Source organism: Streptomyces sp. NPDC093600, assembly GCF_044764755.1.
GTDB lineage: Bacteria > Actinomycetota > Actinomycetes > Streptomycetales > Streptomycetaceae > Streptomyces.
Genome location: NZ_JBIWIU010000012.1, coordinates 32,818 through 45,761 on the forward strand (window position 1 = coordinate 32,818; position 12,944 = coordinate 45,761).

At 71.5% G+C, this 12,944-nt stretch carries 12 protein-coding genes; 1 reads left to right on the forward strand and 11 read right to left on the reverse strand.

Annotation, left to right across the window (positions count from 1 at the left end):
- Positions 1–4: 4 nt before the first annotated feature.
- The 6 genes from rplS to ACIRB4_RS25880 all read right to left on the reverse strand — a co-directional run bounded on the left by rplS (position 5) and on the right by ACIRB4_RS25880 (position 3,515).
- Entirely contained in the window at positions 5–355 is a 351-nt protein-coding gene (rplS, locus tag ACIRB4_RS25855) for a 50S ribosomal protein L19 (RefSeq protein ID WP_403294564.1), read from the reverse strand.
- Positions 356–481: 126 nt separating this feature from the next.
- Positions 482–1,303: a tRNA (guanosine(37)-N1)-methyltransferase TrmD gene (gene trmD, locus ACIRB4_RS25860; protein ID WP_403294565.1), complete on the reverse strand. Its 822-nt coding sequence runs from the start codon at positions 1,301–1,303 to the stop codon at positions 482–484.
- On the reverse strand, positions 1,300–1,935 hold the full coding sequence (gene rimM / locus ACIRB4_RS25865; protein WP_403294566.1) for a ribosome maturation factor RimM: 636 nt from the start codon (positions 1,933–1,935) through the stop codon (positions 1,300–1,302). The genes trmD and rimM overlap by 4 nt, the downstream gene beginning before the upstream one ends.
- Positions 1,936–2,034: 99 nt before the next feature.
- Positions 2,035–2,274 (reverse strand): RNA-binding protein, encoded by a 240-nt coding sequence (locus tag ACIRB4_RS25870; protein ID WP_003980229.1) that lies wholly within the window; start codon positions 2,272–2,274, stop codon positions 2,035–2,037.
- Between the two features lie 2 nt (positions 2,275–2,276).
- Positions 2,277–2,717 carry a 30S ribosomal protein S16 gene (gene rpsP / locus ACIRB4_RS25875; RefSeq protein ID WP_158990950.1) on the reverse strand — a complete coding sequence of 147 codons (441 nt, stop codon included), beginning with the start codon at positions 2,715–2,717 and terminating at the stop codon, positions 2,277–2,279.
- A gap of 204 nt (positions 2,718–2,921) precedes the next feature.
- Entirely contained in the window at positions 2,922–3,515 is a 594-nt protein-coding gene (locus tag ACIRB4_RS25880) for a hypothetical protein (protein WP_024755886.1), read from the reverse strand.
- Between the two features lie 391 nt (positions 3,516–3,906).
- On the opposite strand from ACIRB4_RS25880, the gene ACIRB4_RS25885 reads away from it, so the two are divergent.
- Positions 3,907–4,656, forward strand: a complete 750-nt coding sequence (locus ACIRB4_RS25885) for a class I SAM-dependent methyltransferase (protein WP_403294567.1) — start codon at positions 3,907–3,909, stop codon at positions 4,654–4,656.
- Positions 4,657–4,672: 16 nt separating this feature from the next.
- Here the strand turns inward: ACIRB4_RS25885 and ftsH are convergent, their stop codons facing one another.
- From ftsH to ACIRB4_RS25910, 5 genes are all read right to left on the reverse strand, one after another.
- The gene (gene ftsH, locus ACIRB4_RS25890) at positions 4,673–6,613 is read right to left on the reverse strand and encodes an ATP-dependent zinc metalloprotease FtsH (RefSeq protein WP_403294568.1); all 1,941 of its coding nucleotides are present in this window, start codon (positions 6,611–6,613) and stop codon (positions 4,673–4,675) included.
- Positions 6,614–6,788: 175 nt separating this feature from the next.
- Complete coding sequence (ffh, locus tag ACIRB4_RS25895; protein WP_403294570.1) at positions 6,789–8,342, reverse strand: signal recognition particle protein; 1,554 nt, start codon at positions 8,340–8,342, stop codon at positions 6,789–6,791.
- A gap of 120 nt (positions 8,343–8,462) precedes the next feature.
- Positions 8,463–10,916: a [protein-PII] uridylyltransferase gene (locus tag ACIRB4_RS25900; protein ID WP_403294571.1), complete on the reverse strand. Its 2,454-nt coding sequence runs from the start codon at positions 10,914–10,916 to the stop codon at positions 8,463–8,465.
- A 23-nt stretch (positions 10,917–10,939) separates the two neighbouring features.
- On the reverse strand, positions 10,940–11,278 hold the full coding sequence (locus tag ACIRB4_RS25905) for a P-II family nitrogen regulator (protein WP_064070309.1): 339 nt from the start codon (positions 11,276–11,278) through the stop codon (positions 10,940–10,942).
- Positions 11,275–12,621 (reverse strand): ammonium transporter, encoded by a 1,347-nt coding sequence (locus ACIRB4_RS25910; RefSeq protein ID WP_403294572.1) that lies wholly within the window; start codon positions 12,619–12,621, stop codon positions 11,275–11,277. Before ACIRB4_RS25910 ends, ACIRB4_RS25905 begins: the two co-directional genes overlap by 4 nt.
- Positions 12,622–12,944: the final 323 nt, after the last annotated feature.

The following is a 12,944-nucleotide window of genomic DNA, read 5'->3' on the forward strand; positions in this document are numbered from 1 at the left end:
CAGCTCACCTGTCGCGCTTCTCCTTGATCTTGGCAGCCTTGCCGCGCAGCTCACGGAGGTAGTAGAGCTTGGCGCGACGGACGTCACCGCGGCTGACGAGCTCGATCTTCTCGAAGATCGGGCTGTTCACCGGGAAGGTGCGCTCGACGCCGACGGAGAACGAGACCTTGCGGACCGTGAAGGTCTCGCTGACGCCCGAGCCCTGGCGGCGGATGACAACGCCCTTGAACTGCTGGATACGGGAGCGGTTGCCCTCGATGACGCGCACGTGGACGTTCACGGTGTCGCCGGGACGGAAGGCGGGGAGGTCGGTGCGGAGCGAAGCCGCGTTGACCGAGTCGAGCAGGGAGGCCATGGAGGTCTCTTTCCTCGCTGATGCCACAGGTCATCAGCGGTACGTTCGAAGTGGATGGAGCGCCGGTCGCGGGGCGGGCGTCGTTCCCCCTGTGGCAGGGGCGCACGCCGGACAAACGGCAGCGGCCTATTCTTCCACGCCGTCGGGCCTGCGCCAAAATCGGCCACCGGGCTCGGGGGCCCAGCCGAGCATGGAGAGGATCTCCCGGTCCTTCTTGTCGAAGAGGGCCGGGTCGCAGCGCTCGATCAGATCCGGCCGGTTGCGCGCCGTGCGCCGGAACGCCTCGTCGCGCCGCCAGCGTGCGATCTTCCCGTGGTGACCGCTGAGGAGTACGTCGGGGATGGTGCGGCCACGCCACTGCGGCGGCTTGGTGTAGACGGGGCCTTCGAGGAGGTTGGCCATGGCCCCCGGGGCGAAGGAGTCGTCGCGGTGGGACTCGGCGTTTCCGAGGACACCGGGCAGCAGCCGGGCGACGGCCTCGGTGACGACCAGAACGGCGGCCTCGCCGCCGGCCAGGACGTAGTCGCCGATGGAGACCTCGTAGACGGGCATCCGGGTGGCGTACTCGTCGATGACCCGGCGGTCGATGCCTTCGTAGCGGGCGGGGGTGAAGATCAGCCAGGGGCGCTCGGAGAGCTCGACGGCGAGTTCCTGGGTGAAGGGTCGGCCGCTGGGGGTGGGGACGACGATCACCGGGCCGTGGGCGCCCGCCTCGTAGCCGTCGGCGAGGGTCTGGTCCAGGGCCTCGCCCCAGGGCTCGGTCTTCATGACCATGCCGGGGCCGCCGCCGTAGGGAGTGTCGTCGACCGTGTTGTGCCGGTCGTAGGTCCACTCGCGCAGGTCGTGGACGTGGACGTCGAGCTGTCCACGCGCGCGTGCCTTGCCGACGAGGGAGACGTTCAGCGGTTCGAGGTACTCGGGGAAGATCGTGACGACGTCGAGCCTCATGCGTCGTCGTCCCGGTGTGCGTCGCCGCTCTTGAACGCGTCGCCCTCCTGGTGTGCGTCGCCGTCCTCGGAGGCGTCGTCGTCCCGGTGTGCCTCGTCGTCCCGGGAGGAGACGATCTCGGCGCGGTCGTCGATCAGCCCGGGCGGCGGGTCGATGACGGCCCGCTGCTCCTCCAGGTCGATCTCGGTGACGATCTCCTCGACGAACGGGATCATCAGCTCGGTGCCGTCCGGGCGCTCGACGATGAAGAGGTCCTGGGACGGCAGATGGGAGATCTCGGTGATCCGGCCGACCTCGGTGCCGTCGGTGAGTACCACGTCCAGGTCCATGAGCTGGTGGTCGTAGTACTCGTCGTCCCCCTCGGGCTGCTCGTCGGGGTCGACGTCGGCGATGAGCAGGATGTTGCGCAGGGCCTCGGCGGCGTTGCGGTCCCGTACGCCTTCGAAGCGGAGCAGCAGCCGGCCGCTGTGGACGCGGCCGGTCTCGATGGTCAACGGTCCGGCCGAGGCCGGGTCCGTGGCCAGGACGGCTCCGGGCGCGAGCCTGAGCTCGGGCTCGTCCGTACGCACCTCGACGGTGACTTCGCCCTTGATCCCGTGGGCGCGGCCGATCCGCGCGACTACCAGCTGCACGACGTACACACTCTCCTGTCGGACGACGACGGGCCGGGGCGGGCGTTATGCCCTCCCCGGCCCGTTGCCGGCGCATCTATGGTGAAACAGCCGACGTTCTCAGCGGACCTGGTCCACGTCGACGAGGTCGACGCGGATCCCACGGCCGCCGATGGCGCCGACGACGGTCCGCAGCGCACGTGCGGTGCGGCCGTTACGGCCGATCACCTTGCCGAGGTCGTCGGGGTGCACCCGGACCTCCAGCACACGCCCGCGGCGCAGGGTGCGCGAGGCGACCTGCACGTCGTCGGGGTTGTCGACGATGCCCTTCACGAGGTGCTCGAGAGCCTCCTCGAGCATGATCAGGCCTCGGTCGACTCGGTGGACGCGGCCTCGGCCTCGTCCGCCTTCTTGTCGGCCTTCTTCGCCTTCGGGGTGATGGCCTCACCCTTGGCGTCGTCACCCTCGAGGGTCTTGGCGAACGCGTCGAAGGAGGCGCGCTTGTCCTCCTTCGTCTCCGGCTGCAGCAGCGGCGCCGGGGCCGGCAGGCCCTTGTGCTTCTGCCAGTCGCCGGTGAGCTTCAGGATGGCGAGGACCGGCTCGGTCGGCTGGGCGCCGACGGACAGCCAGTACTGCGCACGCTCGGAGTCGACCTCGATCTTCGAGGGGTTGTACGTCGGGTGGTACAGACCGATCTCCTCGATCGCACGACCGTCCCGGCGGGTGCGGGAGTCGGCGACGACGATGCGGTAGTGCGGCTGGCGAATCTTGCCGAGGCGCTTGAGCTTGATCTTGACTGCCACTGGAGTGGTGTCTCCTGGTCTTGACGTGGTTGGGCACATGAGATGCCACGTGGGGTTGCGGTACTCGGGTGCCCGATGGACGCGTCAGCCGGAGGAGAGAGGGGTCCTGTGCGGCTGTCGAGTACAGCTAGCCATTGTGCCACACGCGCGCGGCGCGCCGGACCCGGGCCGTGGCCCCGGCCCGGGTCGTACACCGGCCGTCTCTCAGCTCGCCGCGCCGACGGTCTCCGGGATACGGAAGGGCTTGCCGCACCCGCCGCACACGATGGGGGCCTGGGCGAGGACCGAGGGGACCACGCGGACGTTGCGCCCGCAGTCGCAGACTGCCTTGACCCGGACGCCGCCGCCGGAGGAGCCGTGGCGGGCGGCCGGGCCGCGGAAGGAGCGTTTGGTGTCGGCGGCCGTCGCGACGGTGTGGGCCTTGAGGGCGCGCTGGAGCCGCTCGATCGTGGGGCGGTAGCGCCGCCTCGCCTCGGGGTTCAGTGTGACCAGGGAGAAGCCGCTGCTCGCGTGGGGCTCCTCGGGGTGGTCGAGGCCCATCTCCTCGGCGATCGCCAGGAATCTGCGGTTGTGGTAGCGGCCGGCGCGCGAGGTGTCTCGGACGCCTCGGGCGGCTGCGATGCCGTGGACTGCCTCATGGAGCAGTCGTTCGAAGGAGAGTTCGGCGCCGCAGGCGGACGAGGACTCTCCGATCAGGGACTCGGGCGCGGCAAGGTCGGGCAGCTCGGGGTGGTGCCGCTGAATGTCGGCCCACGCCTGTGCCAGCTCTGCGGCGAGAACAGGTGGTGTCGTGCTCACGTCGCGTACAACGAGCCGAGACGCTCCCGGGTTCCATTACGGGGCATCCCAAATAATTTGCACGTACCCGTCAGTTGCCGCTGTTGTGTCGGGACGAGGGCCAGTGCGCCGATCTGCGGAGAAGCCGCGCAGCTCGCTGCAAGCTGGTGTGTAGCGGCGCATACGCCCCGGCGCGTAGAGGTGGCGTACGCGCCCTGGGGGCTGTGGCAGGACAGTACCGGGTGTAGACGCGAGCCGGCGCACCGCCCCTCGGGGAGTCGTCACCCGAAGGGAAAGTGGTGCGGCACCACCACTGGACGCGGGGACGGATGCGCAGTTCCCTGGCATACGGGGGATGCGGGCGCACACGGACACGGGGGCTGTCGACCAGGTACTGATTGGGGCGCATTCCATGACACCTACGCTCGTCCCGCACCACCCCGCGCGCGACTGGGTCGAGATCCAGGAACGCATGCTGGTCCCGCTGTACGAGGCGGTGTACGACCGTCTCGGCCTGGGTCCCGGGTCCCGGGTCCTCGGGCTCGGCTGCGGGTCGGGCCTCGCGCTGCTGATGGCGGCCGCGCGGGGCGCTCAGGTCACCGGTGTGGATCAGGATCACGCGCGCGTGGAGCTGGCCAGGGAGCGGCTTCCGGAGGGCTCGGGGCACACGGTCGTCACGGGCGGTCCGGCGGATGTCGTGGGCCTGTCGGCCGGCCCGTACGACGTCGTCACCGCCTTTCATCCGGTCGGCGGCCTTGCCGCGGCGCTGGCCGCCGTCACTCCGCTGGCCCAGTCGGGGGCTGCGGTGGTGCTGGCGGGCTGGGGGCCGCCCGAGCGGTGTGCGACGGCGTCGGTCCTGCGGGTCGCGTCGCGGCTGACGGGGTGGCGTCCGGCCCTGCGGGACGATCTGGAGGACGTGGTGTTCCGCTCGGGGCTGCGGCCCGACGGCTCGGGCCGGGTGGCGTGCCCGTTCGGGTACGCGGACCCGGAGAGCGCGGTCCGCGGGCTGCTCTCGACGGGTGACTTCGACGCGGCGGTCCGCGCGACGGAGCCGGCGCAGGTCGAGAAGGAGATCCTGGAGGCCCTGGATCCCCATGTCCGCCCCGACGGGACGGTGTGGATGCCGAACGTCTTCCGCTACCTGATCGCCCGCGTGCCCTGATCCGGACGAGAGGCACCTAAGGGGTGTCCGGCGGTGTCTCCGTCTCCTTCGTGAGGCGGGTGATGCCGGCGGCGCGGTAGGCGGCGTCCTCCTCCAGCGTCTCGTTGGCGAGGAGGGCGGCCGCCAGGGCGTCGAGCTGGTCGCGGTGGTCGCCGAGCTGCCGGACGGCGCTCTCGTAGCACTCGTCGACGATCCGGCGCATCTCCGCGGCGACCGTGTCGAGGGTGGCGGGCGCCGCCGACAGGCCGTACGCCTGCTGGGCGTCGCCGGGGATGGCGGTGAGCCGGCCGACGCGTTCGCTCATGCCCCAGCGGCCCGCCATGCCGCGGGCGATGTTCGTGACCTGCTCCAGGTCGCTCTCGGAGCCCGTGGTGACGACGCCGAAGACGACCTGTTCGGCGGCCATCCCGCCCAGCGCGCCGATGATCCGGCCGCGCAGGTACTCCTCGGTGTAGGCGTACTTGTCGGCGTCGGGTGTCGACAGGGTGACGCCGAGGGCGCGGCCGCGCGGCACGATGGTGATCTTGCGGACGGGGTCGGCGCCGGGCTGGAGCATGCCGAGGAGGGCGTGCCCGCTCTCGTGGTAGGCGGTGCGGCGCCGTTCCTCCTCCGGCATGACGAGCGGGCGCTCGGCGCCCAGCTGGACTTTCTCCAGGGCGTCGGAGAGGTCGGACCGGGTGACCTGATTCTGCTGGCGCTTCACGGCGAGCAGGGCGGCTTCGTTGGCGAGGTTGGCGAGCTCCGCGCCCGTCATTCCGGGGGTCGTACGGGCCACCTGGACCAGGTCGACGTCGGGGGCGAGCGGGATCTCCCGGGTGTGGATCCTGAGGATGGCCTCGCGGCCTCCGCGGTCGGGCGGGTTGACGTGGACGATCCGGTCGAAGCGGCCGGGCCGGGTGAGCGCCGGGTCGAGGACGTCGGCGCGGTTGGTGGCGGCGAGGACGATGACGCCCTCGGAGCCGGTGAATCCGTCCATCTCGGTGAGGATCTGGTTGAGTGTCTGCTCGCGCTCGTCGTGTCCGCCCATGCCGGAGCCGCCGCCCCGGGCCCGGCCGATGGTGTCGATCTCGTCGATGAAGATGATCGCCGGGGCGACCTTGCGGGCCTCGGCGAAGAGCTCCCGTACGCGGGAGGCGCCCACGCCCACGATCATCTCGATGAACTCCGACGCCGAGGCCGAGAAGAACGGCACTCCGGCCTCTCCGGCGACCGCCCGCGCGAGGAGGGTCTTGCCGGTTCCGGGTGGTCCGGCCAGGAGCACGCCGCGCGGCATCTTGGCACCCATCGCGCGGTAGGCGTCCGGGTTCTTGAGGAAGTCGACGACGTCGTTGAGCTCGCCCTCGACCTCGTCGATGCCGGCGACGTCCTCGAAGGTCGTGCGCCGGGTGCCTTCCAGCTCGACGGGTCTGGGCGGCGCCTTGCGGGCGAGCATGCCGCCGGCGCCGCCCATCCCGGACCGCATCCGGCGGGCGATGAACACCCACAGCAGGACGAGCAGCAGCATCGGTGCGAGCGAGATCAGCAGGTTGGCGAGGAAGCTGCGTTCCCGGACGACGGGCTCCGCGGTGACGGTCACCTTCTGCCGCGTCAGCTCGGCCCAGAGGTTGTCGTCGGCGAAGGCGGGCCGCTGGGTGGTGAACTGGGTGTAGTCGCCCTCCCCGTCGGGCACGGGCTGCTTGTTCCTCAGCTCCCCCTGGATGGCGTCGCCCCTGGAGTAGATCTTGGTGACGTTGCCCGCGTTCACCTGCCTGCTGAACTCGGTGTACGAGATCGTCGGGCCGTCGCCGCCGTTGAAGAAGGACAGCACGATGTTGGTGAGGAGGAAGACGACCAGGGCGACGAGGACGAGTCCCGGCCAGCCGCCGGGCATCTTCCTCTTCGACGGCGGGGGCGGCGGGGCTCCCTCCGAGCGCCACGGCTGGTCGGTCCGGTCGCGCGGGGGGACGGAGTTGGCCACGCTGCTCTCCTCAAGCCGACGTCAGCCCCCATGATGCGAGAAGGGGATCAACCCGGCATTACGGGTGGGGCGCGGGTGTGAAGAAGGGGCCCGGGACGGTTGCGCACCGTCCCGGGCCCCTCGGATCGTCCGGCCTCGTCAGCCCAAGAACGCCCTGTCAGCCCATGAGCCCTCGTCAGCCCATGAACTTCTTGAACTCGTCCGGGAGCTCGAAGTCCTGCGGGCCCTGACCGGCCGCCGGCAACCCGAAGGCGCCACCCTGCTGGGCCTGCTCGCGGCGGGCGGCCGCGGCCTGCTCCTCGGCCTTGCGCTTCATCGGGTTGCCGCTCTTGCGCTTGCCCTTGGCCTGCTTGATCTGCTTCTTCTGCCGGCCGGGGCCGCCGCCCATGCCCGGCATCCCGGGCATGCCGGGCATGCCGCCGCCCTGGGCCATGCGCGACATCATCTTGCGGGCCTCGAAGAACCGCTCGACCAGACCCTTGACGGTGCTGACCTCGACGCCCGAGCCCTTGGCGATACGGGCGCGGCGCGAGCCGTTGATGATCGTCGGGTCCTGCCGCTCCGCGGGCGTCATCGACTTGATGATGGCGGCCGTGCGGTCGACGTCGCGCTCGTCGATGTTGTTGATCTGCTCCTTCATCTGCGCCATGCCGGGCAGCATGCCGAGCAGCTTGGAGATGGAGCCCATCTTGCGGACCTGTTCCATCTGGGCGAGGAAGTCGTCGAGCGTGAACTCCTGGCCCTTCTTGGACGCCAGCTTGGAGGCCATCTTGGCGGCCTCTTCCTGGCTGAAGGTCTGCTCGGCCTTCTCGATGAGCGACAGCATGTCGCCCATGCCGAGGATGCGGGACGCCATGCGGTCCGGGTGGAACGCGTCGAAGTCGTCCAGCTTCTCGCCGTTGGAGGCGAACATGATCTGCTTGCCGGTGACGTGCGCGATGGAGAGCGCGGCACCACCGCGGGCGTCGCCGTCGAGCTTGGAGAGCACGACGCCGTCGAAGCCGACGCCGTCGCGGAAGGCCTCGGCGGTGTTGACCGCGTCCTGGCCGATCATGGCGTCGACGACGAACAGGACCTCGTCGGGGCTGACGGCGTCGCGGATGTCCGCCGCCTGCTGCATCATCTCGGCGTCGATGCCGAGGCGGCCGGCGGTGTCGACGATGACGATGTCGTACTGCTTGCCGCGGGCGTACTCGATGGAGTCCTTGGCGACCTGGACCGGGTCGCCGACGCCGTTGCCCGGCTGCGGGCCGTAGAAAGCCACGCCCGCGCGCTCGGCGACGACGCCGAGCTGGGTGACGGCGTTGGGGCGCTGGAGGTCGCAGGCGACGAGCAGCGGGGAGTGGCCCTGGCCCTTGAGCCAGAGACCGAGCTTTCCGGCGAGGGTGGTCTTACCGGCGCCCTGGAGACCGGCGAGCATGATCACGGTCGGGGCGGTCTTGGCGAACCGCAGACGGCGGGTCTCGCCGCCGAGGATGCCGACGAGCTCCTCGTTGACGATCTTGATGACCTGCTGGGCCGGGTTCAGGGCCTGAGAGACCTCGGCGCCGGTGGCGCGCTCCTTGACCTGCTTGATGAACGCCCGGACGACGGGCAGCGCGACGTCGGCTTCCAGGAGGGCGATACGGATCTCGCGCGCGGTGGCGTCGATGTCCGCCTCGGACAGGCGGCCCTTGCCCCGGAGGTTCTTGAATGTCGCTGCAAGGCGGTCGGAGAGGGTATCGAACACGGTGGTCGCGGATCCTCGGTGTCGGGGGCGGGCGGACGGATTGCCCTCCAGGGTATCGGGTGCGGCGCGCGGCCCGGGCGGCGATTCCCCCACCCCGCCCGCGGCCGCGCCGTCACGCTCTCACCGCAGCGCGCTCTCCAGGGTCCGCGCCAGCTCCGCCGCCTCCTCGCCGGGGAGGAGCGAGCCGTCCGGGCGGGTGACGTAGAGGGTGTCCACCGCGTTCGCGCCCAGGGTGGAGACGTGGGCGCTCCTGACCCGTACGTCCGCGCCCTCCAGTGCGCGGCCGATGCGGTGGAGGAGGCCGGGGGCGTCGTGGGCGCGAACCTCGATGACGGTGGCGAGGCGGGAGTCGGCGGCGGCGACCGTGACGCGCGGTGGCGGGGCCGTGGCCCCGCGGCGCCTGGGGTAGGCGGCCTCGCGTTCGGCGAGGCGGGCGGGGATGTCGAGGGAGCCGTCGAGGGCGCGTACGAGGTCGGCGCGGAGCCGGGCGGCCTCGGGCAGGGAGCCGTACTCCGCCGCGACCCGCCAGTTCAGGATCAGTACGGGAGCACCGGCGCCGAGCTCGGTGGGGAGTTCGATGGCGCGCAGGTCGGCGGCGCGGACGGTCAGCCGGTGCAGGGCGAGGACCCCGGCCGCCGCGGGCAGGACCCCGGTCCGCTCCGGCAGGGCGATGAGGAGTTCGACGCCCACGGGCTCGGGGGCGCCGGGGTCCACGGGCTCCTCCGGCTGGGCGTGCAGGGCGAGCACCGGCTCCCCCGTGCGCAGGGCCTCGACGGCGAGCCGTTCCTGTTCCGCGCTGGGTTCGGCCGCCTCGGGGTCGGCGGCGGGCTCGCCCGCCAGGACGGCGGCGACCCGTTTCACCAGGTCGGCGACGAGCGATCCGCGCCAGGAGGACCAGGCCGCCGGGCCGGTGGCCAGGGCGTCGGCCTCGGTGAGGGCGTGCAGCAGCTCCAGGGTGCCGAGCGTGCCGACGGCGGCGGCCACGGACCGGACGGTCGCGGGGTCGTCGAGGTCGCGACGGGTCGCGGTCTCGATGAGCAGCAGGTGGTGGCGTACGACGGTGGCGATGGTGCCGACGTCGGCGCGGTCGAAGCCGACGCGGGTGGCGAGGTCGCGGGCGATGGTCTCGCCGGCCACCGAGTGGTCGCCGGGCCAGCCCTTGCCGATGTCGTGGAGCAGCGCGGCGACGAGGAGCAGGTCGGGGCGGCCGACGCGGCGGGTCAGCGAGGAGGCGCGGACGGCCGTCTCGACGAGGTGCCGGTCGACGGTCCAGGTGTGGACGGGGTTGCGCTGGGGGCGGCAGCGGACGCGTTCCCAGTCGGGCAGGAGCCGGGTGATGAGCCCTTCGGCCTCCAGCGCCTCCCATACGGGGACGGTCGACTCGCCCGCGCCGAGCAGGGTGACCAGTTCCTCCCGTGCCTCGGCCGGCCACGGCACCGGCAGGGGTGCGGCGGCGGCCGCGAGGCGGCGTACGGCGTGCAGGGAGATCGGGAGGCCGGACTGGGCGGCGGCCGCGGCGGCCCGCAGGGGCAGGACGGGGTCGCGTTCGGGTCGGGCGCCGCGGGCGAGGACGACCTCGCCGTCCATCTCGACGACGCCCTCGGCCAGGGGGGTGCGCTCGACCGGTGGTTTTCCGCCGCCCGAGCGTCCGCCGAGGAGGGTGCGCAGCCGGGGCCGGCTGGAGCGGGCCTTGAGCACCCGGTTGACCTCGCGCCAGGTGACGTCGGTGGCGTACGAGATGATCCGCGCGGCCTCGTAGACCTCGCGCAGCAGCGTGTCGGCGTCCAGGAGGCCCAGTTCTTCGGCGACGGCGTCCTGTTCCTGGAGGGCGAGCCGGTCGGTGGCCCGGCCGGTCGCCAGGTGGAGGGCGTCGCGGGCGTCGAGGAGCCGGCGCCGGGCCGCGTCAAGGCCCTCGCGGGGGGCGTCGGCGAGCCAGGAGGCGGCGACGGCGCGCAGGACCTGGGCGTCGCGCAGTCCGCCTCTGGCCTCTTTCAGGTCGGGTTCGAGGAGGAACTGCAGTTCCCCCATGCGGTCGGCCCGCTCCCGGCAGAGTGCGTCGAGTTCGGGGAGCCGCTGGGGCGCCTGGTTGCGCCAGTCGGCGAGGACGGCGGTGCGCAGTCCGGCGACGAGGCCGTGGTCGCCGGCGACGGGCCGGGCGTCGAGCAGTCCGAGCTGGACCTTGAGGTCGTCCCCGGCGGTCTTGCGGGCCTCGGCGGGGGTGCGGACGGAGTGGTCGAGGGCGAGGCCGAGGTCCCAGACGGGGTACCAGATGCGGTCGGCGAGGGTGGCGATCGCGCCGGGGTCGGCGGTGCCGTCGTGCAGGAGCAGCAGGTCGAGGTCGCTGCGGGGGGAGAGCTCGCCGCGTCCGTAGCCGCCGACGGCGACGAGCGCGACGCCCCGCGGTGGTTCGGCGGCGGCGAACAGTCCGTTCAGCCAGTCGTCGGTGAGCCGGGCCAGGGCGGAACGGCGCGGCGGCCCTGACCGCGCCTTCTCGCTGAGAAGGCGCAGCCGGGCCGCCGCGTGACCGCTGGGTCCCGAGTCTTCCGCTCGCGTACTCACATCGACGCTCGTCACCCAGCGGCTCCTCTTCCGTGTGCTTACAGTGCGTCCGGGCCGCGTTCGCCGGTGCGGACGCGTACGGCCGTCTCGACGGGGACGCTCCACACCTTTCCGTCACCGATCTTGCCGGTGCGGGCGGCCTTGACCACGACGTCGATGAGCTGTTCGGCGTCACCGTCCTCGACCAGGACCTCGATACGGATCTTGGGGACGAGGTCGACGGTGTACTCGGCGCCGCGGTAGACCTCGGTGTGGCCGCGCTGGCGGCCGTAGCCGCTGGCCTCGGTGACCGTCAGGCCCTGGACTCCGAAGGCCTGGAGGGCTTCCTTGATCTCGTCGAGCCGGTGCGGCTTGACGACTGCGGTGATGAGCTTCATGCGTCCACCTTCTTGTTCTGCGTGACGGCGGGGGCGGGGGCGGCGGTGGAGCGCGAGGAGGCACCGCCGCCGGCTCCGCTGAAGTCGTACGCGGTCTCGGCGTGCTCGACCTGGTCGATGCCGGAGACCTCGTCGTCCTCGCTGACCCGCATGCCCATCGTCTTGTCGATGATCAGCGCGAGGATCGCGGAGGCGATCAGAGAGTAGGCGAGGACGGCGACGACGCCGATGGCCTGCTTGCCGAGCTGGTCGAGGCCGCCGCCGTAGAAGAGGCCCTTGGCGTCGGACTGGACACCGCCGGTGGCGAAGAAGCCGACGAGCAGGGAGCCGATGACACCGCCGACGAGGTGGACGCCGATGACGTCGAGGGAGTCGTCGTAGCCGAACTTGTACTTCAGGCCGACGGCCATGGCGCAGACGAGACCGGCGATGGCGCCGACGGCGATCGCGCCGAGCGGGCTGACGGAGCCGCCGGCGGGGGTGATCGCGACCAGACCGGCGACCGCGCCGGAGGCGGCGCCGAGGGTGGTGAAGGAGCCGTGGCGGATCTTCTCGTAGGCGAGCCAGGCGAGCATGGCGGCGGCGGTGGCGACCTGGGTGTTGACGAACATCACGGCGCCGACGCCGTCGTCGTTGCCGAGCCAGGAGCCGGCGTTGAAGCCGAACCAGCCGAACCAGAGCAGCCCGGCGCCGAGCATGACCAGCGGGAGGCTGTGCGGGCGCATCGGGTCCTTCTTGAAGCCGACGCGCTTGCCGATGACGAGGATCACGCCGAGGGCGGCCGCACCGGCGTTGATGTGGACGGCCGTGCCGCCGGCGAAGTCGATGACGCCCATCTCGAAGAGCCAGCCGCCGGAGCCCCAGACCCAGTGGGCGACGGGGAAGTAGACGACGGTGACCCACAGGGCGATGAACAGGGCCCAGGCGGTGAACTTCACGCGGTCGGCGAGGGCGCCGCTGATCAGGGCCGGGGTGATGATCGCGAACATCAGCTGGAAGACGGCGAAGACGTACACCGGGATGGTGTAGCCGTCCCACAGCTCGGTGACGCCGATGCCGCTGAGGCCGACGTACTCGGAGGACCAGCCGATGACCGATCCGGAGTCGGTGCCGAAGGCGATGCTGAAGCCGTAGAGCACCCACAGGATCGTGACGATCCCGAGGCTGATGAAGCTCATCATCAGCATGTTGAGGGTGGACTTGACGCGGACCATGCCTCCGTAGAAGAAGGCGAGGGCCGGGGTCATCAGCATGACCAGGGCGGAGCAGATGAGCATGAACCCGGTGTTGGCGGCGGACAGCTCGGGGGCGTCTGCTGCCAGGGTCGTGATGGCTGGTGCCATCGGCGTCTCCTCGTCGTCGGTACGGCCTGTGCGGGGGCGGGGCCGGAGAGCGGCTTCGGCCGTGAGGGTGGCCGGTTATGCGCCAGAGGTTGGCGCAGCGCGGTTTCCGTCGATGCCGCACGATGTTTCGGCGCAGTGACGAAGGCAGGGGGCGTGTTACACGACGGTGAACGGCTGTGTCACGGGAAGGTAACGCGCGTACCCTGCCCGCGGCGCCTCCGACCCGCTCGCGGACGCGGACCGGCCGCGGCAGTCGTCCCAGTGACCTTGCGGCGGGGGAGCCGAGTCGGGCGGTACGGGATGTCTGTCGCGGCCGGGGTTCG